This is a genomic window from Bradyrhizobium sp. P5_C12 (assembly GCF_054049735.1).
Genome location: NZ_JBFULU010000015.1, coordinates 21228 through 43007, shown reverse-complemented (window position 1 = coordinate 43007; position 21780 = coordinate 21228). Strand labels below are relative to the sequence as shown.

Annotated in this window: 20 protein-coding genes; 8 read left to right on the top strand and 12 right to left on the bottom strand. The window is 65.4% G+C overall.

Annotated features, from left to right (window positions below; translation table 11 throughout):
- The first annotated feature begins 239 nt into the window (after positions 1 to 239).
- Positions 240 to 1871 carry a DUF882 domain-containing protein gene (locus ACXJMY_RS15865; RefSeq protein WP_456620270.1) on the top strand — a complete coding sequence of 544 codons (1632 nt, stop codon included), beginning with the start codon at positions 240 to 242 and terminating at the stop codon, positions 1869 to 1871.
- Between the two features lie 271 nt (positions 1872 to 2142).
- Positions 2143 to 2664 carry a hypothetical protein gene (locus ACXJMY_RS15860; protein ID WP_456620269.1) on the top strand — a complete coding sequence of 174 codons (522 nt, stop codon included), beginning with the start codon at positions 2143 to 2145 and terminating at the stop codon, positions 2662 to 2664.
- A gap of 165 nt (positions 2665 to 2829) precedes the next feature.
- Here the strand turns inward: ACXJMY_RS15860 and ACXJMY_RS15855 are convergent, their stop codons facing one another.
- The 4 genes from ACXJMY_RS15855 to ACXJMY_RS15840 form a co-directional block, all read right to left on the bottom strand.
- Complete coding sequence (locus ACXJMY_RS15855) at positions 2830 to 3255, bottom strand: DUF1801 domain-containing protein (protein WP_456620268.1); 426 nt, start codon at positions 3253 to 3255, stop codon at positions 2830 to 2832.
- A gap of 47 nt (positions 3256 to 3302) precedes the next feature.
- The gene (locus ACXJMY_RS15850) at positions 3303 to 5069 is read right to left on the bottom strand and encodes an adenylate/guanylate cyclase domain-containing protein (protein ID WP_456620267.1); all 1767 of its coding nucleotides are present in this window, start codon (positions 5067 to 5069) and stop codon (positions 3303 to 3305) included.
- Between the two features lie 116 nt (positions 5070 to 5185).
- On the bottom strand, positions 5186 to 5458 hold the full coding sequence (locus tag ACXJMY_RS15845; protein ID WP_456620266.1) for a DUF2312 domain-containing protein: 273 nt from the start codon (positions 5456 to 5458) through the stop codon (positions 5186 to 5188).
- Between the two features lie 243 nt (positions 5459 to 5701).
- The gene (locus ACXJMY_RS15840) at positions 5702 to 6004 is read right to left on the bottom strand and encodes a DUF1244 domain-containing protein (RefSeq protein WP_456620265.1); all 303 of its coding nucleotides are present in this window, start codon (positions 6002 to 6004) and stop codon (positions 5702 to 5704) included.
- Positions 6005 to 6176: 172 nt separating this feature from the next.
- Here ACXJMY_RS15840 and ACXJMY_RS15835 point away from each other — a divergent pair, with 172 nt between their 5' ends.
- Positions 6177 to 6761, top strand: coding sequence for a DUF1036 domain-containing protein (locus ACXJMY_RS15835; protein WP_456620264.1), 585 nt, complete (start codon positions 6177 to 6179; stop codon positions 6759 to 6761).
- Positions 6758 to 8194, top strand: coding sequence for a pyruvate kinase (gene pyk / locus ACXJMY_RS15830; RefSeq protein ID WP_456620263.1), 1437 nt, complete (start codon positions 6758 to 6760; stop codon positions 8192 to 8194). The genes ACXJMY_RS15835 and pyk overlap by 4 nt, the downstream gene beginning before the upstream one ends.
- Positions 8195 to 8325: 131 nt before the next feature.
- Here pyk and ACXJMY_RS15825 read toward each other — a convergent pair whose 3' ends face one another.
- The 3 genes from ACXJMY_RS15825 to ACXJMY_RS15815 form a co-directional block, all read right to left on the bottom strand.
- Entirely contained in the window at positions 8326 to 9006 is a 681-nt protein-coding gene (locus tag ACXJMY_RS15825) for a TetR/AcrR family transcriptional regulator (RefSeq protein WP_247390641.1), read from the bottom strand.
- Between the two features lie 142 nt (positions 9007 to 9148).
- Entirely contained in the window at positions 9149 to 10375 is a 1227-nt protein-coding gene (locus tag ACXJMY_RS15820; protein ID WP_456620262.1) for a glycosyltransferase family 87 protein, read from the bottom strand.
- A 168-nt stretch (positions 10376 to 10543) separates the two neighbouring features.
- Complete coding sequence (locus ACXJMY_RS15815; protein WP_027532446.1) at positions 10544 to 10708, bottom strand: Flp family type IVb pilin; 165 nt, start codon at positions 10706 to 10708, stop codon at positions 10544 to 10546.
- Between the two features lie 293 nt (positions 10709 to 11001).
- Between ACXJMY_RS15815 and ACXJMY_RS15810 the strand changes: the two genes are divergently transcribed.
- The 4 genes from ACXJMY_RS15810 to ACXJMY_RS15795 all read left to right on the top strand — a co-directional run bounded on the left by ACXJMY_RS15810 (position 11002) and on the right by ACXJMY_RS15795 (position 16058).
- Entirely contained in the window at positions 11002 to 12492 is a 1491-nt protein-coding gene (locus ACXJMY_RS15810; protein WP_456620261.1) for a hypothetical protein, read from the top strand.
- On the top strand, positions 12489 to 13970 hold the full coding sequence (locus ACXJMY_RS15805; RefSeq protein WP_456620260.1) for a hypothetical protein: 1482 nt from the start codon (positions 12489 to 12491) through the stop codon (positions 13968 to 13970). Before ACXJMY_RS15810 ends, ACXJMY_RS15805 begins: the two co-directional genes overlap by 4 nt.
- A gap of 586 nt (positions 13971 to 14556) precedes the next feature.
- Positions 14557 to 14997 carry a T6SS immunity protein Tdi1 domain-containing protein gene (locus tag ACXJMY_RS15800; RefSeq protein WP_456620259.1) on the top strand — a complete coding sequence of 147 codons (441 nt, stop codon included), beginning with the start codon at positions 14557 to 14559 and terminating at the stop codon, positions 14995 to 14997.
- 191 nt (positions 14998 to 15188) lie between these two features.
- Positions 15189 to 16058 carry an alpha/beta fold hydrolase gene (locus tag ACXJMY_RS15795; protein WP_456620258.1) on the top strand — a complete coding sequence of 290 codons (870 nt, stop codon included), beginning with the start codon at positions 15189 to 15191 and terminating at the stop codon, positions 16056 to 16058.
- Positions 16059 to 16237: 179 nt separating this feature from the next.
- Here the strand turns inward: ACXJMY_RS15795 and ACXJMY_RS15790 are convergent, their stop codons facing one another.
- From ACXJMY_RS15790 to pal, 5 genes are all read right to left on the bottom strand, one after another.
- Positions 16238 to 16630: a DUF3052 domain-containing protein gene (locus ACXJMY_RS15790; protein ID WP_456620257.1), complete on the bottom strand. Its 393-nt coding sequence runs from the start codon at positions 16628 to 16630 to the stop codon at positions 16238 to 16240.
- A gap of 40 nt (positions 16631 to 16670) precedes the next feature.
- On the bottom strand, positions 16671 to 18593 hold the full coding sequence (ftsH, locus tag ACXJMY_RS15785; RefSeq protein ID WP_007596301.1) for an ATP-dependent zinc metalloprotease FtsH: 1923 nt from the start codon (positions 18591 to 18593) through the stop codon (positions 16671 to 16673).
- A 279-nt stretch (positions 18594 to 18872) separates the two neighbouring features.
- On the bottom strand, positions 18873 to 19931 hold the full coding sequence (gene tilS, locus ACXJMY_RS15780; protein WP_456620256.1) for a tRNA lysidine(34) synthetase TilS: 1059 nt from the start codon (positions 19929 to 19931) through the stop codon (positions 18873 to 18875).
- Positions 19932 to 20028: 97 nt separating this feature from the next.
- A complete protein-coding gene (gene ybgF, locus ACXJMY_RS15775) occupies positions 20029 to 21087 on the bottom strand; it encodes a tol-pal system protein YbgF (RefSeq protein ID WP_456620255.1) in 1059 nt (352 codons plus the stop codon).
- A gap of 187 nt (positions 21088 to 21274) precedes the next feature.
- Positions 21275 to 21763 (bottom strand): peptidoglycan-associated lipoprotein Pal, encoded by a 489-nt coding sequence (gene pal / locus ACXJMY_RS15770; protein WP_074121319.1) that lies wholly within the window; start codon positions 21761 to 21763, stop codon positions 21275 to 21277.
- Between the last annotated feature and the right edge of the window lie 17 nt (positions 21764 to 21780).

The following is a 21780-nucleotide window of genomic DNA, read 5'->3' as shown; positions in this document are numbered from 1 at the left end:
AATAAAATCAGCGGCCCCATCCCCCGGATGGGGCCGTTTAACGTTAACCACTCTCCACCCGCGCTCGGGCAGCGGGCGTTTTTTCGCCACACTAGGCCGCTTAGGTCGGTACTCTGACTTGGTTCTGGGGGCGGGAAGGTCAACCTCAAATTAACCTTCTCGCTTTAACAAAGCGTTCATCCTCTTTCGCGCGCTAGCGGGGTTGGCGGGAGAGTCCATTTTGAACGCTGGTCGACTGGGTGGGCTCTAACGTGCTGACTGGTCTCGCACGCCAATTCTTTGTGCTGTCGTTGTCCCATGCGGGAGTGAGGGCCGGTTCCCGGATCGGCCTCGCTTCCGTGTTGCTGTTTGCTGCCGCAGGTTCAGTTCACGACGCCGCGGCGCTGAACGAAACCAAGACGCTCTCGTTCCACCACACCCATTCCGGCGAAGATCTTACCGTCACCTTCAAGCGCGACGGGCGCTTCGACGAAGCGGCCCTGAAACAGCTCAACCACTTCCTGCGCGACTGGCGCACCCAGGACGAGACGGTCATGGACCGTCACCTGTTCGACATCCTCTGGGAAGTCTATCGCGACGTCGACGGCAAGCAGCCGATCCAGATCATCTCCTCCTACCGTTCCCCCGCCACCAACGCCATGCTGCGCCGCCGTTCCTCCGGTGTGGCGCGCTTCAGCCAGCACATGCTGGGGCATGCGATGGATTTCTACATTCCGGGCGTGCCGCTGGAGCAGATCCGCTTCGCCGGCCTGCGCCTCCAGCGCGGCGGCGTCGGTTTCTATCCGACCTCCGGCTCGCCCTTCGTGCATCTCGATACCGGCAGCATCCGGCACTGGCCGCGGATGACGCATGACCAGCTCGCCCGCGTCTTCCCGGACGGACGCACGGTTCATGTCCCGACCGATGGCACGCCGCTGAAGGGCTATGAGCTCGCCAAGGCCGAGATCGAGCGCCGCGGCAGCGGCGACGATTCCGGCAGCAAGCCGAATTTCTTTGCCGCCCTGTTCAAGGGCAAGACGGCTCCGGCCGCCACGAGCAGCGACGAGGATGACGAGGGCGCGCCTGCGGCGACCGCGAAGCCCGGCGCGCCGACCGTGGTCGCAGCCGCGGCCAAGCCGGCCGATCCGGTGCCGACGCCCCGCGCCAAGCCGTCAATGGCCGCGACGATCCAGCTCGCTTCGGCCGATGCGCAGCTTGTTGCGCCGCCGAAACCGAAACCCGCGCCTGTGGCTGACAAGCCTGCCGCCGGCAAGTCTGCTGACGCAAAGCCGGAGACGCCGGCCGACATCATCAACGCCCGCGGCTTCTGGGATACCCCGGCCACGCCGCAGCAGGCGACACCGGCGCAGGTCGCCGCGCTGAAGGCGCGCCAGGCGCTCGCCGCCGCCACCGACCCGCAGCCGACCGCAAGCGTCTCCAACGCAGCCTACCAGGCACTGGCCTACGCGCCGGCCGCCTCGCCGGTCGATCGTGCCAATGTCGTCGCCGCCTCCGCCCCGCTCCCGCGCTCGGCACGGCCTGCATCTGCGACGCGCAACCTCGCGCCCGCGACCGAGATCAACACGGTGGTCGGCAAGAGCATCGACGGCATGGTCGCAACCGCGACCCGGCTCTCCGCGGCCAAGGGCGAGAGCATCTGGCTCAAGATCGTGATGCTGTCGCCGAGCGCCAGCCGCTCGATGTCGGTCACGCTGATGGGTGAGCTCGACATGACCGCGATGCGCGCCTATTTCGTCAAGCCGCAGGCCGTGATCGCGATGGGCTTTGCCGACGATCCGATGCAGGGCCTGTCCTGCGACAGCTTCTCGGGCAGCGCGACCGCAAAGCTCGAGACGACGTCCTTCGTCGTGCGCACCGCCGCGCTGCGCTGAAGCGGTATTTCCACGAACACAGCGTCGCGTAGCCCGGATGGTGCGACGCAATCCACGGACCTGACAGCGCCACATCCTCCGTGTCGTCCCGGCCTCGTGCACGCGCTGTGCTCGCATGTCCGTGACGACAGATGAACGGATTTTGCCCAAGCCTGGTGCGCATGTGCACTAAGGAGGATTCCCCCACTTCCAACGGGTAATCACCCGGTATCGCCGCGCCTTCCAAGCGCGCATTGTGGCAATGCGCGAATAACCCGGAAGGGAGCGTGCGATGTCAGTTCCATGCAAATCCGAGCTCAGCCTTCTGAACCAGGACGAGCGCGAAGTCATCTTGAATACGCACCATCCCGTGGTTGGAGAAATGGAGCGCGATGGACTTGAGGGCCTTCGCGACCGGCTACGGGATCTGCGCGACAGGGAGCGTACATTGTCGCGGCATCGACGCCGCGAAACAAAGGGGACGGCCGACCCGCGCGGCAAGAGCTTCTCCGGAACGGCAGAGCACGCAAACCGGCGCCAATCAGTCTTCGCTGCCGCCATCAAACGCGTCAAGAACGAGCTGAGGCGCATCCGGAAGTTTGAGGCACGACGGGAGCTCGGGGAAGCGGCGCGACGGGCGCTGGCACTTCGCCGGGCACGTCAGTTTGCGCGACCGCAGACGCCCCCAACTTCGCATGACGGCATGCGGTCCATCCCGAGCCGCCGCCGGATCAAGAAACTTCCACCGGAAAAAATCGGAAGGGTCTCGCAGGCCAACAAGCGGGCGCAGGCCCGACGGGACTCCAAACGCTGACGCGGCAATTGAGACGAGACCGGCAATCTTGCGGATCGAAGCTGCGCGCCGGACCGACGCAGTCTCGTAGCCCGGATGGAGCGAAGCGTAATCCGGGAATCGTGCCAGAAGCGATGACGGCCCCGGATTTCGCTTCGCTCCATCCGGGCTACAGGTCCGCGGCTTTTACCGCGCGTTCCTGAGCCGCCGATCCAGATGATACGTCAACGCCAGCGAGAGGCAGACGGTGAGCTGCTGCTTTGGCAGCGCGCCGGATACGGGCAACAGCAAGGCCCTGGTCTGCCGATACTCGAACTGATCGGGAAAGCGCTCGCGGAAGGTATCGACCAGCGTCGTCTTGCAGTTGAACAGAATGGCGGCGTGCCCGGAATCCTTGACGCGGCCGAGCCGGATGGTGCTGCCGCTTCCGGACTGCTCGGTCAGATAGGCCGGTTCGCCCCATTTCAACGTCTCGGTCAGCGGACCGACGTCGTCATGCGCCTTGGCTGTCGCAAAGATGAGCTTGCGCACGTCGAGAAGGCGCCTGCGCAACGGCGCCGGAAAGGCGTCGAAGGCCCGGCTCACCTCGCACGGCAACAGCGGCTCAGTCACGGTCTCACTCTCGATCGATCGCCCATCGGTCTCGGCTGCGCGCCAGATCAAGCCGGCAGGCCTGCCTTGAGCAGGCCCGCCTCGTAGCGCTGACGATCCACGTCGCGCTTATAGTGCTGGGTGGAGAGATGATTGGCCACCGAAAAGGCCGGTTCACGCTTGAGAACTTCGGCTGCGTGCGCGCCGGCGGCAATCGCGTTGCCCATTTGCGCGAAGATCCCCGCAAGGGAGGCGTGATGGGTGTGATCGGGGCGTGTGATCCGTGAGAAGGCCTCGGCGGCTTCGGCGTATTTCTCGGCACAATAATAGGCGCGCCCGAGATGGCTCCAGAAGCGTTCCGGGTGATACGGGTTGAGCCGCATCGCCTTCTTGATCCAGTCGATACCCTCTTCAGGTCGGCCCAGCCAGGTCAGAAGTTCGCCCTGCTGCACCACGACCAGGTCGTAGTTCGGGTTGAGCGCGAGCGCCCGCTCCTGATGATAGGTGGCCTTGTCATGGTCGTCGCGGTTCAGATTGAGCGCCGCGAGGATGCGGTGGACGTCGCTGTCATTGTCGTCGAGGACCAGCGCGGTCTCCAGCTCTGAAGCCACCTGTTGGAAGGTGGCGTCGCGATCCGCGCACCAATTATAGACCCAGGTCTGACCCAGGACGCACGCCTTCCACGCGTGTGCGTGAGCATAGTTCGCATCGAGTTCGAGCGCCCGGTCGAGCAGAAGTTGCGCCCGCGCATTGTCTTCGCGATTGGAGCGATGATGCAGGACCTTGGCGGCCAGCACGCATTCATAGGCCGCCATGTTGTCGGTGGGCTTGCGGTTGGCCCGATCGTGCGTCGCCGCCTCGACGCGGCCGGGCAACGTGGCGGCGATCGCCCGGGTCATCTCGTCCTGGATGGCAAAGATGTCCTTGAGCTCGCCGTCGTAGCGCTCGGCCCAAATGTGCCGGTCGGTTTCCGCGTCGATCAGCTGCACGGTGACGCGGACGCGATCTCCGGCCTTTCGCACGCTGCCCTCGATGACATAATCGACGCCGAATTCGCGGCCGACGTCCTGCACCTTGACCGCCTTGCCCTTGTACACGAAGGTCGAGTTGCGGGAGATCACCAGCAGGTCGTGGAAGCGCGAAAGCTCGGTGATGATGTCTTCGGTCAAGCCGTCCGCAAAGAACTCCTGCTCCGGATCGCCGCTCATGTTGGCGAAGGGCAGCACGGCGATGGACGGCTTCTTCGACTTGCCCGTCGTCTTTGCGGTGCCCTTCGCGCCGTCTGGCGTGCTTGCCGGCCCCTCCTCCAGCCGAATCCGGTAGACGCGGATTGGACGGACGATGTTCTTGACGTTCTGCTCGCCGATATCCTCGAATGCAACGCCATCGAGGCGCAGGCCGAGCTGGTCGCGCACCGCGCTCGAGATGCAGATACCTCCAGGCTCGGCCAGCGCCTCCAACCGTGCCGCGACGTTGACGCCGTCGCCGAAAATATCGTTCTGGTCGACGATCACGTCGCCGAGATTGATGCCGATGCGGAATTGTATCCATCGCGGCGGCGGGACGTCGGCATTGCGTCGCCCCATCCGGCTCTGAATTTCGGCAGCGCACAGCACCGCGTCGACGACGCTATGGAATTCGACGAGCATGCCGTCGCCCGTCGTCTTGATGATGCGGCCGTGATTTTTGGCTATGGCCGGATCGATCAGCTCGATCCGGTGGGTTTTGAGGCGCGCGAGCGTGCCAGCCTCATCGGCCTCCATGAGCCGACTAAAGCCGACCATGTCAGCCGCGAGGACCGCTGCGAGCCTGCGCTCTGGCCCTGGCACATCCATGGCTCGGTCCCTTCACCGAGCACTCTAGCAGACGAGCGGATTTTGCCCAAGCTGGGTGCGCTGCAAATTGCGGCCGGACGAGGTACTCCTACCGGTGACGCCGCGGCCTCCTCGCCTCAGATCATCCCCAGCGCCTGCATGTAGGTCTCGAGAATCGTCTCGGCCTCGGCGCGCTCGTTGGGGTCCTGCTTGCGCAGGCGCACGATGGTGCGCAGCGCCTTGACGTCGTAGCCGTTGCCMTTGCTCTCGGCATAGACGTCGCGGATGTCGTCGGAAATCGCCTTCTTCTCCTCCTCCAGCCGCTCGATGCGCTCGATGATGGATTTGAGCTGGTCCTTGGCAAATTTCGTCGCGGGCTCGTCGTCGCGAACGGCGGCGGAGGTGGCCATCTTGGTACTCCCAATGGAACTGGCAAAACGAGGTGACGCCGGCATCCTCACCGCGCGTGCTGCTTGACCCTTAGGGTTGGCGGCCCCCGCGTTCAAGGCAGCATCGCGCTCGTCCACAGCGCGCCCACAGGAGATGAGAAGATACTGGAGATTGTCGTCATTCCGGGGCGCCCGAAGGGCGAACCCGGAATCTCGAGATTCCGGGTTCGATGCTGCGCATCGCCCCGGAATGACGGAGAAAAACTAGTGCCCGGGATGGACCTTCTTCATCGCTTCGAGCTGCTCGGGCGTCGCCGTGCCCTGGTGTTTCGCTTTCCAGGTCTCGTAGGGCATGCCGTAGACGGCTTCCCGGCTCTCGTCCTTGCTTAAAGCGACGCCTTGGGCATCCGCGGCGTCCTTGAGCCAATTGGACAGGCAGTTGCGGCAGAAGCCGGCCAGATTCATCAAATCGATGTTCTGGACGTCCGTCCGCGTCCGCAAATGCTCGACCAGGCGCCGGAAGGCCGCCGCCTCGAGCTCCGTTCTGGTTTTGTCGTCGATTGCCATCGTTCGCATCCCTGGCCGTGGCTCGTTGTCTGGCTAGACCCTTACGGGATCAGGTGGGGTCCTGTCACAGATTTTGCCATATCGCGGCGCAAACGGCCCATGAGCCCAAGCCGGGGGCCAGTTCCCCGGCCCTACGCCAAATCGTCAATCATCTGGTATACGTTCCGCGACAATGATCGCCGAATCTCCCCGCTCCCCCCTTCGCCTGCTCGCCCGGTTGGTCCCGGTGCTGATGGTCGGCCTGCTGTGCCTCTGGACCAGCCCGGCTTCCGCCGATTTCCGCCTCTGCAACAACACTGCGAGCCGGGTCGGCATTGCGCTGGGCTACAAGGACGCCGAGGGCTGGACCACCGAGGGCTGGTGGAACATCTCGTCCCGCTCCTGCGAGACCCTGCTCAGGGGAACGCTGGTCGCCCGCTACTATTACATCTACGCGATCGATTATGACCGCGGCGGCGAATGGTCCGGGCAGGCCTTCATGTGCTCGCGCGACAAGGAGTTCACCATCCGCGGCACCGAGGACTGTCTGGCGCGCGGTTATGACCGGACCGGCTATTTCGAGGTCGATACCGGCGAGCAGCGGGCCTGGACGGTCCAGCTCACCGACGCCAACGAGCAGCCCGCACAACAGCGCGTACCTGGTCTGCCGGGCCCGGTTGGTCCGGGGGGCGGCGTTCCGGGTTTGCCCAATAGCCCGCCCGGTGCTACGCCCCCGGGCTCGCCCGGCCTCCCACCCCCSCCTGGAAATAAGCCATGAGGCGTCTTCGCCGTATCAAGATTCTCGCGACCCTGGGACCTGCCTCTTCGGATCTCGCGATGATCCGCCGCCTGTTCGAGGCCGGCGCCGACCTGTTCCGCATCAACATGAGCCACACCCCGCATGACAAGATGCGGGAGCTGGTGGCGACGATCCGCAATGTCGAGTCGAGCTACGGCCGGCCGATCGGCATCCTGGTCGACCTCCAGGGGCCGAAGCTCCGGCTCGGCGCCTTCGCCGAGGGCTCGGTCCAGCTCCAGAACGGCCAGATCTTCACCCTCGATTCCGACAAGACGCCGGGCGACACCACCCGCGTCCATCTCCCGCATCCGGAGATTCTCGCCGCGTTGCGGCCCGGCCATGCGCTGCTGCTCGACGACGGCAAGGTGCGGCTGATCGCGGAAGAGACCTCGAAGGAGCACGCCGTGACCCGCGTCGTGGTCGGCGGCAAGATGTCCGACCGCAAGGGCGTCAGCCTGCCCGACACCGACCTGCCGGTCTCGGCGATGACGCCGAAGGACCGCGCCGACCTCGAGGCGGCGCTGGTCACTGGCGTCGACTGGATTGCGCTGTCCTTCGTGCAGCGCGCCGACGACGTGGTCGAGGCCAAGAAGATGATCCGCGGCCGCGCCGCGGTGATGGCCAAGATCGAGAAGCCGCAGGCGATCGACCGCCTCGCCGAGATCATCGAGGCCTCCGACGCGCTGATGGTGGCGCGCGGCGATCTCGGCGTCGAGCTGCCGCTGGAGCGCGTGCCGAGCCTGCAGAAGCAGATGACGCGGATGGCGCGCCGCGCCGGCAAACCGGTGGTGATCGCGACCCAGATGCTGGAATCGATGATCCAAGCGCCGGTACCGACCCGCGCCGAGGTCTCCGACGTCGCCACCGCCGTCTATGAAGGCGCCGACGCCATCATGCTGTCGGCGGAATCGGCGGCCGGCAAATTCCCGGTCGAGGCGGTCTCGACCATGAACCGCATCGGCGAGGAGGTCGAGCGCGACCCGATTTATCGTTCTGTGCTCACCGCTCAGCGCCCCGCCCCGGAATCCACCGCCGGCGACGCCATCGCGGATGCCGCGCGGCAGATCGCCGAGACGCTCGACCTGCCCGCCCTGATCTGCTGGACCAGCTCGGGCTCGACCGCCGTGCGCGTGGCGCGCGAGCGGCCGAAGCCGCCGATCGTGGCGATCACGCCGAACGTCGCCGCGGGACGCCGGCTGTCGGTCGTCTGGGGCGTGCACTGCGTGGTGGCGGAAGATGCGCGCGACCAGGACGACATGGTGAGCCGCGCCGGCCAGATCGCGTTCCGGGACGGCTTCGTCCGCGCCGGCCAGCGCGTGATCATCGTCGCCGGCGTGCCGCTCGGCATCCCCGGCACCACCAACATGGTCCGCATCGCCTCCGTCGGCCCCGAGGGCGGCGCGGATATCTGAAGTCGCGCAGGCGCGCGGCAGCAAAAATATCGAAAACAACCCCATGCACAGTAGCCGGCGACGGCCGGCCTGACGCGCGGTGGATTGGGCGAAGCGATTGAGGCGCCGCGCCAATCAGGCCGCGGCGCGCATCAGGCCCCGACCAGCGCCTTTGTTGTCGGCAGCAGCGTCTGCTGCACCACGAGGCCGCGGGCGCGGGCGTCCATGACGCCGACGGCGCGGAGCGCGAGCAGCGTCACGGTCTGCACCGCGTCGCGCATCTTGGCGGGGTCGTCGAGATTGTCGGGGGCGAGCGGTCCGACCAGGGCCTCGTGCAGCGCGCCGAGCAGCGCGGTGGCGGCGAGCGCGGTGTCCTGCGCCGGCAAATGACCGGCCCGCACCGCGGCGTCGATCCTCGCTGCGATCTCGCCGGCGATCTCGCGCCGGCTGGCAAGCCTGGAGGCGCTGACATCGACATCGACCGGCTCGGCCAGGATGCCCCAGGCCAACCTGCGCTGCGACAGGGTGTGGACCGCCACGGTGGTCACGGCAGCCGCCAGCGCCGAGGACGGGCCGGGTGCGGCATCGGCCGCCCGGCGAATCGCCGCGAGCTCGTCACGGGAGACCTCGGCAATCAATTCGGAGATCAGCTCGGCCTTGGAGGGAAAGTAGCGGTACACCGTGCCCGCCGCGACATTGGCCCGGACGGCGACCGGCGCGATCTGGACCGCCGCCATTCCGCCTTCCGCCGCAGCCTCCCGCGCCGCCGCGAGGATCGCGCTGCGCCTGGCCGCAAGGCGCTTAACCACTTGATGCGTCCGCCGATAAACCATGGCGCGCTTCCTGTCCCACACGCCCGCCGCACGCCCTGCGGCCGAACGCTTCGTCACCGATTTCGCTGCAAATCGCCCCCAAGAACTGAACAACTATTCAGAGCCGAACACAAGACGCAAATGCGCTGACGCTGATCTGCGATCACGCCCGCGCCGCAACAGGCTGCGCCGATGCAGCCGCGGCAGCGCGCCAGGCTGCGCAGCGGCCAAAGATCAGCCCGACGACGATGAGAATTGCCGGGAAGCCCACCGGCTGGCCGAGAAACAGGAAGGTTGCGAGCAGCGCGAAGACACAGAGCAAGGCCATCACCTCGTGGCGCGCGAAACCATCGTCGAGGCCGGCGCGGATGAGAAAGGCAATCGCGATCGCCAGCACAACCAGGTCGTACATGAACAGATAGGGCGTCGTCAGAAGCGTTGCCGCCGCAAGCATCGCCGCTTTCAGTGCATATGGCAGCCTGCTGCGCCACATCACGACCAGCACGACGGCAAGCGAGGCCGTCAACACCCACTGGAATATCCAGGCGAGCTGCTCGGTGCCGCCGAGATAGCGCACCAACGCGAAGATGCTCTGCATCTTGAACCAGGGCGCACGACCCTCGGTGAGGAAGGCCTGCGAGAACATCGGTATCCAGTGAAAGAAGGCCTGCCAGCTCTCGGTGCCGAAGGCGAGCCACGATACGGCTGCGATCGCGGCGGCGACGGTTGCGGCCGTCACAAGCACCGTCCATTCGGCGGCGGCGATCAGGACCAGCGGAAACAGCAATCCATATTGGGGCTTGTAACTAAGAAGGCCGAGGCAAATTCCGGCCAGCACCGGCCGCGTCGGCATCAGATAAAGCATGCCGCCGATCAGCGAGGCGGTGAGGAAGCCGTTCTGGCCGACCAGGATGTTGATGAATGCGGCGGGAAAGCCAACGGCAAGCACCAGACCCGCATTCCGTCCGATGATCGCGCGCATCACGGCGAGGTAAGGCAGCATGCTGAACGCGGCCCAGCCAATGAAAGCCGCGGAGTAAGGAAACTGCGCGAGCAAGGAGGCGACGAACAGGAAGGGCGGCGGGTAGTGCCAGGCGAAATGACCGACGAAGTCCTGCTTGAGCAGCGCGAGCTCGACCTGCTTCTGGATGTCCCAATCCCAGGCCTGCGCGGGATGGCCCTCGAGCGCCAACCTGCCGGCCGCCCAGACGTTGACGAAGTCCGTGGGGATGCCGCGGCCGTCCGCGCCGAAGATCCACACATGCGTGAGATAGGCCGTCGGAAAATACGCCAGCGTGACGATCGCCAGCACGAAGGAGATGTTGAGGAGCGCTGCGGGGACCGCGCCGTGACGGCCAACAGCAGGCGGGGCGGGCGAGACTTCAGCCATGCGGCTTCCCTTGACGCAATACAGTGACGCGGATGCGCTCACGTCATACACGCGCGTGACTTGAAGGAGGCTTAAGCCCGAGCCTCGAATCCCGCACGCCGATCGCCGAACCAAGCAAAAGAGCCCCGTCGATGACGGGGCTCTTCGTATTTCTGGTGGTGGTCCAGCTTACTTGAGGCTGGACGAGATCGAGCCGAACTTGGCATTCAGCGTGGTGCCGAGGTTGTTGACGACGGTGATGATCGCCAGCGCGATGCCGGCGGCGATCAGGCCGTATTCAATGGCGGTGGCGCCGGATTCGTCATTCACGAAACGCGAAACGAGGTTCTTCATAGACTGCTCCAAAAACTACACGAGGCTGGTCTGGTCTCATCGGCTTCCCAGCGCCGCCCGACCATGGAATTGAACCTAGAGGCAAAGAATTGCGCCGCAGTTAATTCGACTGCGTAAACACGGAGCGGGTTACGTCAATTCGGCGATGGTAAACTGAAATCTAAAACAATCCGTTAAATCGTCGAGACATGGGCCGAATCCGGCTTCGGCGATTTACCCGAAGTTATGACCGCCATGGTCCAATGCGGCCCGCTCGGCCAACCCGACAAGAACAAGCAGGACGACGAGGCGGCATGTCCCTTTCCTTCGCCAACGACATCGCGGTGCAGAGCCGCGCGCGAGCGCTGGTGCCGCTGTGCGTCGGTGCCGGCGCCTATCTCTTCTTCCTCTATGTCGGCGACACGCTGCTCCAGGACTCCGACTCGTTCTGGCAGATCAAGATCGGGCAATGGATTCTCGATCACCGCGCCCTGCCCTACACCGACTTCTATTCCTTCACGCGGCCTGGCGCGCCCTGGATCTCGACATCGTGGTTGTCGCAGGTGCTGTTCGCCTTCTCCTATGCGCAATGGGACTGGGCCGGGCCGGTGATCCTCACCGCGATGGCGACCGCGCTCACGGCCGCAATCCTCGTCTATTTTCTCGACGCGCAGCTCGAGATCCCGCGCTCGGTGCTGTTTGCGATGCTGGCGCTGCTGCTGTCGCTGCATCATATCCTGACGCGTCCGCATATGCTGGCGCTGCCCGTCATGGTGGCGTGGGTTGGCATGCTGATGGCGGCGGCCGACCGCAGGAGCGCACCGTCCTGGTACTGGCTGCCCCTGATGGCGCTGTGGGCGAACCTGCACGGCGGCTTCGTGCTGGGTCTGGCGCTGATCGGTCCGATCGCGCTCGAGGCCGTCGAGCATGCCGAAAAGGGACGACGGCTTGCGCTGTTCATGCGCTGGGTGCTGTTCGGCATCGGCGCGCTGATCGCGACCTGCTGCACGCCTTACGGCTGGAGAACGCCACTGGGCGCGACCAACATCCTCGGCCTCGGCGAGCTGTTGACGGTGATCTACGAATGGATGCCGGCGAATTTCTCCTCCTTCACGGCGTTCGAAGGTGCACTGCTCGGCCTGATCGCGCTCGGTTACTATCGCGGCCTCGTGCTCTCGGCGCCGCGGATCTTCCTGATCCTGTTCCTGACCTGGAGCGCGCTGACCCATGTCAGGAGCATCGAGGCATTTGCGTTCCTGGTGCCGCTGGTGCTGGCGAAGCCGCTCGGCCAGATGTTCCCGCGCCAGGAGCCGGACGCAGCCGGCAGCGACAGCTGGCCGGCCCGCTATGTGACTGCGCTCGGTGCGCTGATGATCGTGGCAGCGGCGTGGACCTCGACGTCGATCTACATGGGGCACCACCGCTTTACCTTCACGATGGCGCAGACACCCGTTGCGGCGGTCGATCTGCTCGAGCAACGCAAGGCGCAGCGGATCTTCAACGGCTACCAGTTCGGCGGTTATCTGATCTCGCGCGGCATCCCGGTCTTCGCCGACGGCCGCGCCGAGCTCTATGGCGAAAAATTCGTCATGGACTTCTTCAAGGCGACGGAGGGGAAAAAGCCCGAGCTGCTGCCTCGCCTGCTCGACGAGTACAAGATCGACGCGACGCTATTGGGCGCCGATGCCCCGGGCCCCCAGATCCTCGATCACCTCGAGGGCTGGAAGCGGATCTATACAGACGACATCGCGGTGATCCATGTGCGAGACCGCGCGCCAGGGGCGGCCGCGCCGGCAAAACCATGACGATCGCGGCCAGTCTTCCCATCGCGCGCCGCCAGCGCAATCTGGCGCCGCTTTGCGTCGCGGCCGCGACCTATTTGCTGCTGCTGGTGAACGGCGACAGCCTGCTGCACGATCCGGACACGCTCTGGCAGATCAAGGTCGGCCAATGGATCCTCGACCACCGGGCCGTGCCCTGGACCGACTTCTATTCCCTGACGCGCGAGGGCGAGGCCTGGCTCTCGACGTCCTGGCTGTCCCAGGTGCTGTTCGCGACAACCTATTCGCATTGGGGATGGGCGGGGCCCGTGGTCCTGACCGCGGCCGCGATCGCGGTGGCGATGCGACTGCTGCTGGCCCTGCTGCAACGGCATCTCGATCTGCCTTATGCGCTGCTGTTTTGCCTGCTGGCGATGACGCTGGCGACGCCGCATCTGCTGGCCCGCCCCCATGTGCTGGCGCTGCCGGTCATGGTCGCCTGGGCCGGAGCATTGATGGCCGCAGCCGACCGCGGTCACGCGCCCTCCTTCCTGCTGCTGCCGCTGATGGTGCTGTGGGCCAACCTTCACGGCGGCTTCGTGCTCGGGCTCGCCTTGATCGGGGCGATCGGGCTCGAAGCGCTCTGGAACGCGGCGCCGGCGCGCCGGCTCGCGCTCGCATTGCGCTGGACCGCATTCGGGCTTGCGGCGCTGGCGGCGAGCTGCTGCACACCCTACGGACTGGACACCTTGCTGGGTGCTGCCCGCATCCTCAGCCTCGGCAAGTCCTTCGCGGTGATCGCCGAGTGGCGCCCGGCCGATTTCAGCTCGTTCAGCCCGTTCGCGGGCGCGCTCCTCGGACTGCTCGGTCTCGGGCTGTCCCGCGGCCTCGCACTGTCGCCGCCGCGTGTCCTGCTGATCCTGGTCGCCACCTGGATGGCGCTGGCGCATATCCGCAGCATCGAGACGTTCGGCGTGCTCGTTCCGCTGGTGCTGGCGCAGCCGCTGAGCGGCAGGCTGAGGCCTGCGTCGGAGGCGCCGGGCGCTCTGCGGATCGTCCCGGGCGCGCCGGCGGGGCTGATCGCGCTGGCGATCGTCATGGCCACCGTCAGCGCGACCGCGGCCTTTGCGGCACATCATGCCTTCGAATTCTCCGCGACGCGGGCGCCGGTTGCCGCGGTCGACGTTCTCAGCCAGCGCAAGGCCGCACGCATCTTCAATTCCTATGACTTCGGCGGCTATCTGATCGTTCGCGACATCAGGCCCTTCGTCGACGGCCGGTCGGAGCTTTATGGCGAAAAATTCCTGATGGATTATTTTGCCGCCGAGGACGGCCGCAACGTCGCCGGCCTGCTGCGCATGCTCGACGACAACAGGATCGACGCGACGCTGCTCTCCGCGGGCTCGCCCGCCGCCCAGATCCTGGACCACATCAAGGGCTGGAAGCGGCTCTACGGCGACACGATCGCGGTGATCCATGTGCGGGACGATACGGGCGGCGCGGCCGCGGCGACGTCGAAGTGAAGACGCAGCTCAAGGGCGTGTACTCATAAAGGTGAGATGTCCGCTTCTGAGTGTGAAGCAGACTTGAGCAGGCACTCCGGCGAGAGAGATTCGGGCTGAGTAAGGATTCGCAGCCCGGCGATGTCGCCCGACAGCTGATACTTTGTAACTTTCGTAAAACCCACCGCGCCCGGACGGCCGGTCATTCAACTTCGATCACGAGAACAGAAAGGTCCCAATCAGCAGGCCCGCTGCGAAAGCGAGAAGCCCCAAAGTGGAGGCTGAAACGATACGGATGAGGATGCGAACTTGCTCCTCGTACTCCTCTTCCGCGGTCTTGTGGGACCGAGCCGTCATTGCAACTGCCCTGCCATCGCCCAGATTGGCCAAATCTACGCTCGAAATCATGGTCAACAAGAGGCATTTTAGCCCCGCCGCGATGCCCTGTTCGTGATCTGGCGGGCATCTCTTCAACGGGGAGGATCTTTGAAGCCTCCCTTGAGGTCCGTTCAATGGGGCCTTAGCGGACTGAATTTGCTCACGTTCTGCTCTTCGCGTTTTGACCGAACGAGACATTGGCAGGCGATCCTCACACCGATAGCATGGTATGATGCATATCCTTGATGAGATAGCTGATGCTTGGGGTTGGCGAGCTGTGCGGCCAACTTCACTTGTCATGCAGAATGAATTTGGCAATGTGATCTTCACTGGTGAAGACGGGCAATACTGGCGCATATGCCCCGAGGAATTATCTTGCGAGGTTGTTGCGATCAATGAAGAGGACTTTGCAAGGCTGCAAAACGCAGACGAGTTCTTGAAAGATTGGACAATGCGAGAACTCGTTGAACGAGCTCGCGCAACGTTGGGAATGCCGGATGCCAAGCGATGCTATTGCCTGAAACTTCCCGCCACCCTTGGCGGCGTTTGCGCGCTCGAAAATATTGGGACTATCGATAGAGCAGAGCTGATCTCATTCTCGGGCCACATTGCGAAACAGATCAATGATCTTCCCGACGGAGCCCAGATCCGGCTCAAGCTCACCGACTAAGCTTCAGGGTGTGGTGCTCTTGTGAGACTCTTAGCATCCCAACAAAAGAAACGTCAGACCGTAGGGTGGGCAAAGCGCAAGCGTGCCCACCATCGCGAAGCACTCCGTGGTGGGCACGGCGCTTCGCGCCTTTGCCCACCCTACGTCTTGGTCATGGGCTAACGTCCCGTGGTCGAACAGGAAGACGTGTCATGCCGTTTCGCAATCTCTTCATCGCACTTCTCGTTACGGTCTCGATCAACGCGGCGCATGCGGCGCCGCGATGGCTGAACTTGCCGCCGACGCCGACATTGCCCAAGGCAGCGCAGAGCGGCTTCGCGCCCGTCAATGGCATCAAGGTCTGGTACGCAATGTTCGGGCGGGGTGAGCCCGTGCTGTTGCTGCATGGCGGTCTCGCCAACGCCAACTATTGGGGCCACCAGGTCCGTGCGCTGCAACGGCGCTATCAGGTCATCGTCATGGAAAGCCGCGGGCATGGGCGCAGCAGCCGCAACCAGGAGCCCTATGGCTACGATCTGATGGCCTCGGACGTGGTCGGGCTGCTCGACCATCTCAAGATCAAAAAGGCGGCGATCGTGGGCTGGAGCGACGGCGCGATCATCGGCCTCGACATCGCCATGAAACACCCGGAGCGGGTGAGCAAGCTGTTCGCTTTCGCGGCGAACTCGGATCCATCCGGCGTTGCCGACATTGCGTCAAGCGACGTCTTCAACGCCTACATCGCGAGAGCCGGCGAGGAGTACAAGCGCCTCTCACCGACGCCTGCCGCGTACAACAGCTTCGTCGCGGAGATCACCAAGATGTGGGAGAGCCAGCCGAAATGGACGGCCTCCGACCTCGCATCGATCAAGGTCCCGACCTGGATCGTGGACGGCGATCACGACGAGGCGATCAAGCGCGAGAACACCGAGTTCATGGCGGCGAATATTCCGGGGGCGGGCCTGCTGATCCAGCCGGAGGTCAGCCATTTTTCGTTCCTGCAGGATCCCGAGCAGTTCAACGACGACGTGCTGCGTTTCCTGGAGCGTGGCTGGGAGAGGGCAGGAGCCGCGGCGAAGTGAAATATCGTAGCAACCATTAAAGCACGCCAAGTCATTGCGAGCTCAACAGCAGCAACACCGTCATTGCGAGCGTAGCGAAGCAATCCAGACTGCCGCCGCGGAAAGATTCTGGATTGCTTCGCTGCGCTCGCAATGACGGAGGCTGCGGCTACGGCTCGCGCTCCCCAACGGCGCCGGGGCTACTTTGGGAGCTTGATGCGGTCCTTGACAGGGATCACGAGCTTGAGGCCTGACCAGACGTCGTCGACGGCGCAGACCTTGATGTCGACGAGACCGTTTGCGAGCGCGGTCTCGCGCACCAGCGTTTCCGTCACGTCAGTCGCGACGCCCGAGGCCCTCTTCGGCCATGATGCCCAGATCATCCCATCAGGTGCGATCGCCTTGCGGTAGCTGCGCAGCTTGACCGCAAAGCCTTTCGCTTCGGTCGCGAAGACATGCACCATGTCGAGCGGCGCCTTGGCGGTCCTTGCGATCTTCACGTCATCGGGCAATTCACCGACGACATCGCGATAGGCCGACGAAAGGCCGTCCACGAAAATACAAAAGCCCGGCTTGATGCCGAGCTTTTGCACTAACGGTTTGCCGGAATAGCCGGCCACGACGCGAGAGGCGTTACGCCTGCGGCTGCGGCTCCAGGCCGGGGTCCGGATCCGGCCGCGGGCGCGACTTGCCGGCCGGAGGCACGGCGGAGGCGCGCGGCGTGGTCGGCTCGAGCACGGACTCGCGGTTCGGCTTCTTGCCCTTGAGCAGGTCGATGATCTCGTCGCCGGAGAGCGTCTCGAATTCGAGCAGGCCCTTGGCGAGAGCTTCAAGGTCGGCGCGCTTCTCGGTGAGAATGCGCGTCGCTTCGTTGTAGCCCTCTTCCACGAAGCGCCGGATCTCGGTGTCGATCTTCTGAACCGTCGCCTCCGATGCGTTCTGGGTGCGCGACACCGACATGCCGAGGAAGACCTCGTCCTGGTTCTCGCCATACGACACGGTGCCGAGCGCCTCGGACAGGCCCCAGCGCGTCACCATCATACGGGCAAGGCGCGTGGCCTGCTCGATGTCGGACGACGCACCCGAGGTCACCTTCTCGCGGCCGAAGATCAGCTCTTCGGCGACGCGGCCGCCCATCATGATGGCGAGACGCGAGGTCATCTGCTCGAGCGACATCGACAGCTTGTCGCGCTCGGGCAGCTGCATCACCATGCCGAGCGCACGGCCGCGCGGGATGATGGTCGCCTTGTGGATCGGATCGGTCGCGACGACGTTGAGGCCGACGATGGCGTGGCCGCCCTCGTGATAGGCCGTCAAGAGCTTCTCTTCCTCGGTCATGACGAGCGACTTGCGCTCGGCGCCCATCATCACCTTGTCCTTGGCCTCCTCGAACTCGGCCTGGGTGACCATGCGCTTGTTGCGGCGCGCAGCGGTCAGGGCAGCCTCGTTGACGAGGTTCATCAGGTCGGCGCCGGAGAAGCCCGGCGTGCCGCGCGCGATGGTCTTGAGGTTGATATCGGGGGCCAGCGGCACCTTGCGGACGTGAACCTTGAGGATCTGCTCGCGGCCGACGACGTCCGGATTGGGCACCACGACCTGACGGTCGAAGCGGCCGGGACGCAGCAGCGCGGGATCGAGCACGTCGGGACGGTTGGTCGCGGCGATCAGGATCACGCCCTCGTTGGCCTCGAAGCCGTCCATCTCGACCAGCAGCTGGTTCAGCGTCTGCTCGCGCTCGTCATTGCCGCCGCCGAGACCGGCGCCACGGTGACGACCCACCGCATCGATTTCGTCGATGAAGATGATGCAGGGCGCGTTCTTCTTGGCCTGCTCGAACATGTCACGCACGCGGGAAGCGCCGACGCCGACGAACATCTCGACGAAGTCCGAACCCGAAATGGTGAAGAACGGCACGTTGGCTTCGCCCGCGACCGCGCGCGCGATCAGGGTCTTACCGGTGCCGGGAGGACCGACCAGCAGCACGCCGCGCGGGATGCGGCCGCCGAGGCGCTGGAACTTGCCGGGGTCGCGCAGGAATTCGACGATCTCTTGCAAGTCCTGCTTGGCCTCGTCGACGCCGGCGACGTCCTCGAAGGTGACGCGGCCGTGCGCTTCGGTCAGCATCTTGGCGCGCGACTTGCCGAAGCCCATCGCCTTGCCGGCGCCGCCCTGCATTTGCCGCGACAGGAAGATCCACACGCCGATCAGCGCGATGAAGGGCAGCCAGGAGACCAGCAGCGAGACGAACCACGGCACGTTGTCGCCCGGCGGCTTCGCGGTGATCTGGACCTTGCTGTCATAGAGGCGCTTGACCAGCGTCGGGTCGCTCGGCGCATAGGTCTGGAAGCTCGAGCCGTTGGTGAAGGTGCCGTGAATATCCGGGCCCTGGATCACGACGTCGCGCACATTGCCGCGATCAACTTCGCTCAGGAGCTGCGAGAAGGCGATGTCCTGCGACGAGGCGCGCTGACCCGGGTTCTGGAAGAGCGTGAACAACGCCAACAGCAGCAACACTATGATGACCCAGAGGGCGAAATTGCGCAGATTGGCGTTCATCGATCTTCCTTCGTGGTCGCGCGGATCGCGACCCTGATCCTTGGGCAGTGGCTTGGAGAGTGACTTGGGCAGTGCGAGGAAATCCCCAAGGAATCCTCTTGGTTAGACGCATACAATTTAGGTGCCGTCCCGGTCGCTGCCAAGGGAACGAGATGGGACTATTTATCCCATCTTAGAGCGATTCCCGCTGAAATAATGGCGACCGGACCCGGGTTTTTCCTGCCTGGTTAAGGTGGCCTGACGGCATGGGCGCGAAACGGCCGGTGTCATGGTCCGCCCCTATCCACCCTTGATCCGCCGGGCCGGCGCCGGCACGACGTGGATACGCCCCCCGGCAAGGCTGATCAAGGCTCCCGCAAGCGTCTGCTTCAGCGCCGGCCGGCCCTTTGCAGGTGCGCGGGCGCCTGCCGCGATGGCCTGATCAAGCGCGGCCATCAAGGCCTCGACCTTGCCGAGTTCCGCCGGCCCCTCATGGCCGAGTGCGTTGATGGCCCGCAGCAGGAGCCGCAGCCGGACTTCCTCCGGCAGGGCGGCGAAGGCCGCGGCTTCGAAGCTTCGCGCGCCCGGAGCATGCGGCGCATCGCCGCGATCCCGCAGCCGAAGGAAGCGCTCGGCGCCGTCGGCCAGCACCTCGACCGCCGCATTGGCCCGCGCCAGCCTGCCTGCGAGCCGCGTCAGATTGCGGGCATCGCCGCCCTCCGCCGCGAGCTGCGGCAGCAGCGCGCGCAGCCGCGGCCGGGTGAACGCGGTGTCGCGGTTGGTGGGATCATCGGCAAAGCCGAGCTTGGCCCGCTTCAGGGTCGCAACCAGCTGCGACTTCGGAACGTCGAGCAGCGGGCGCGCCAGCACGATCCCGTCGCGCTCGGACAGACGCGCCATCGCCGACAACCCGGCGATGCCGCTGCCGCGCAACAGCCGCATCAACAAAGTCTCGGCCTGGTCGTCGCAAGTGTGCGCGGTCACCACATGGCTCGCGCCGGCGCTGCGCGCGGCCCGCGCGAGCAGGCGGTAGCGGGCTTCGCGCGCCGCGGCGGGCAGCCCCGTCCTCGGTTTCGTCCCGCGCCAGCGCAGGGTCCGGTGCATCAACCCGAGCGCAGCGGCCTGCCGCTTGACCTCGCGCGCCTCGCGCGCCGCCTCCGGCCGCAAGCCGTGATCGACGGTGACGACCACCAGGCGGGGCCCGCGCGCAAGGCTGCGCTGCCAGCGCGCCGCGAGCCACATCAGCGCGACGGAGTCGGGCCCGCCGGAGACTGCGAGCACCAACGCCGGCGCGCTTCGCAGATCAGCGAAGAGCCGCCTCGCCTCGCGCGCCGAGATCGGTGAGTTGTCGTCTGACATTGACGCGGCCCAAGCCATCGCAGCAAGCCATCGCTGGCGGATGGCTCGCGATGTTTAGCGCAGCCCCGTCCGCATTGTCAGGACAGAATGCGGCGCCTCAGCACTTCACCCGCTTCTGCTCGCGGTCGACGGCGGCTTTGACGCCGGCGGAGGCGCGCGGATATTTGCGGCCGATCTCGCCGAAGGCGGCGCAGGCGGCCTCCTTCTCCTTCAGCGCGGCGAGCGACTGGCCGAGCCTCAGCAGGGCATCCGGCGCCTTGGCCGATTTGTCGTATTTGGTGGTGACGGCGAGGAAGGCTTCCGCCGAGTCGCGATATTGCTGGCGCTGGAAGTAGCTCTCGCCGAGCCAGTATTGGGCGTCGCCGAGCAGCGGGTCGCTCGGATATTTCTGCGCAAAATTCTTCATGGTCTGCTCGGCGAGCGCATAGTCCTTGCGCTGCATGTAGCCGATGCCGAGGTCGAACTCGTCGCGCGGCGTGGCCGAGGGCGGCAGGGTGGTCAGGCCCGTGCCGGCGGCAGGCGCGGGATAACCCTGTTGGGCCGGCGGATAGCCGGGCTGGGCTGCCGGCGGCACGCCCTGCTGATAGCGCGGGCTGGTGTTGGCGAGATCGAGCGGCTCGCCGGCGTTGCGCCCGCCGGGCGCACCGGTCGGAGCTCCCGCCGGCATCGGCTGCGGCCCACCGCCGAGCGCGCGCGGCGCGCCCGGAGCGCTTGGATTCTGGCTCGGGTCGAACGCATCGCCGCGGCGGCGAACGCCGGGCGCGCCCGGCTGCGGCGCTTCCTGAACGATCGGGGCCGGAGCTGCCGTCTGGGGATCGTAATTCGGCTGGGCGGGTTGCGGCTGCTGGCGATAGACCGGCGCGGACTGGGCGGGCGGCACGGCGGCGACATTGGGCTGGACCGGCGCCTGCCCGGGCGCGGCCTGCGCGCCGCCCTCGAGCGCACGGAGGCGCTCCTCGAGCTGGCGGTTGCGGTATTGCAGCTCCTCGTTCTGGCCGGTGAGCTGGCGCAGCTGGTTCTCCAGCCGCTCGATCCGCATCTCGGGGTCGTCGTCCGACTGCGCCAGGACGGGCGAGCTCAAGAAGACGGGCGAGCCCAAAGAGAGCAGCGCGGCGATCGCCACGGTGCCGGTAAAGACCTTAAATCTGGATGACATCTTGCCCTGACGACGAAAGCGAAATGGCCTGCGACGGAACATTCGACGCGCCACACATTGAAGGGGAGTACGCCAAAAATGTGACTGGAACAAAGGGGTTTTAGTCACAGAACGCTGAAACGAAACCGGCGCCCGAGAGGGCGCCGGCATGATCCGTTTCTGAAGCTGAACGGCACCTGACTGCGCGTCAGGAACTCGCGTTCAGCACGGTGACGGCACGGCGGTTCTGCGACCAGCACGAGATGTCGTTACAGACGGCGACCGGCCGCTCCTTGCCGTAGGAGATGGTGCGCATGCGGTTCGGATCGATGCCGCGCGAGGCCAGGAACGAGCGCACCGACTGGGCGCGGCGGGCGCCGAGCGCGATGTTGTACTCGCGGGTGCCACGCTCGTCGGCATGACCTTCGATGGTGAAGGAGTAGCGCGGATAGGTCTGGAGCCACTGCGCCTGCTTCTCCAGGGTCACGATCGCCTGCGGGGTCAGATCGGTCTGGTCGCTTTCGAAGAACACGCGGTCGCCCACGTTCACGACGAAATCCTGCTGGCTGCCAGGCGTCGCCGCGCTGGCCATCGCATCGGCACCCAGGTTCTTGTTGGCGCAGGCGCCCATCGACAGCGCGACCGCAAGCACTGCAGCCAGCTTCAATCCCTGGAGGATACGCATAGGATGTTTCATTCCGGAGCCTCCACGCT

Bases quoted from the DNA above. Each gene is read 5' to 3' on its own strand.
- ACXJMY_RS15860 (WP_456620269.1), top strand. From the start codon at position 2,143: ATGTCAGTTCCATGCAAATCCGAGCTCAGCCTTCTGAACCAGGACGAG.
- ACXJMY_RS15850 (WP_456620267.1), bottom strand. From the start codon at position 5,069: ATGGATGTGCCAGGGCCAGAGCGCAGGCTCGCAGCGGTCCTCGCGGCT.
- ACXJMY_RS15840 (WP_456620265.1), bottom strand. From the start codon at position 6,004: ATGGCAATCGACGACAAAACCAGAACGGAGCTCGAGGCGGCGGCCTTC.
- pyk (WP_456620263.1), top strand. From the start codon at position 6,758: ATGAGGCGTCTTCGCCGTATCAAGATTCTCGCGACCCTGGGACCTGCC.
- ACXJMY_RS15825 (WP_247390641.1), bottom strand. From the start codon at position 9,006: ATGGTTTATCGGCGGACGCATCAAGTGGTTAAGCGCCTTGCGGCCAGG.
- ACXJMY_RS15820 (WP_456620262.1), bottom strand. From the start codon at position 10,375: ATGGCTGAAGTCTCGCCCGCCCCGCCTGCTGTTGGCCGTCACGGCGCG.
- ACXJMY_RS15815 (WP_027532446.1), bottom strand. From the start codon at position 10,708: ATGAAGAACCTCGTTTCGCGTTTCGTGAATGACGAATCCGGCGCCACC.
- ACXJMY_RS15810 (WP_456620261.1), top strand. From the start codon at position 11,002: ATGTCCCTTTCCTTCGCCAACGACATCGCGGTGCAGAGCCGCGCGCGA.
- ACXJMY_RS15805 (WP_456620260.1), top strand. From the start codon at position 12,489: ATGACGATCGCGGCCAGTCTTCCCATCGCGCGCCGCCAGCGCAATCTG.
- ACXJMY_RS15800 (WP_456620259.1), top strand. From the start codon at position 14,557: ATGATGCATATCCTTGATGAGATAGCTGATGCTTGGGGTTGGCGAGCT.
- ACXJMY_RS15795 (WP_456620258.1), top strand. From the start codon at position 15,189: ATGCCGTTTCGCAATCTCTTCATCGCACTTCTCGTTACGGTCTCGATC.
- ftsH (WP_007596301.1), bottom strand. From the start codon at position 18,593: ATGAACGCCAATCTGCGCAATTTCGCCCTCTGGGTCATCATAGTGTTG.
- tilS (WP_456620256.1), bottom strand. From the start codon at position 19,931: ATGTCAGACGACAACTCACCGATCTCGGCGCGCGAGGCGAGGCGGCTC.
- ybgF (WP_456620255.1), bottom strand. From the start codon at position 21,087: ATGTCATCCAGATTTAAGGTCTTTACCGGCACCGTGGCGATCGCCGCG.
- pal (WP_074121319.1), bottom strand. From the start codon at position 21,763: ATGAAACATCCTATGCGTATCCTCCAGGGATTGAAGCTGGCTGCAGTG.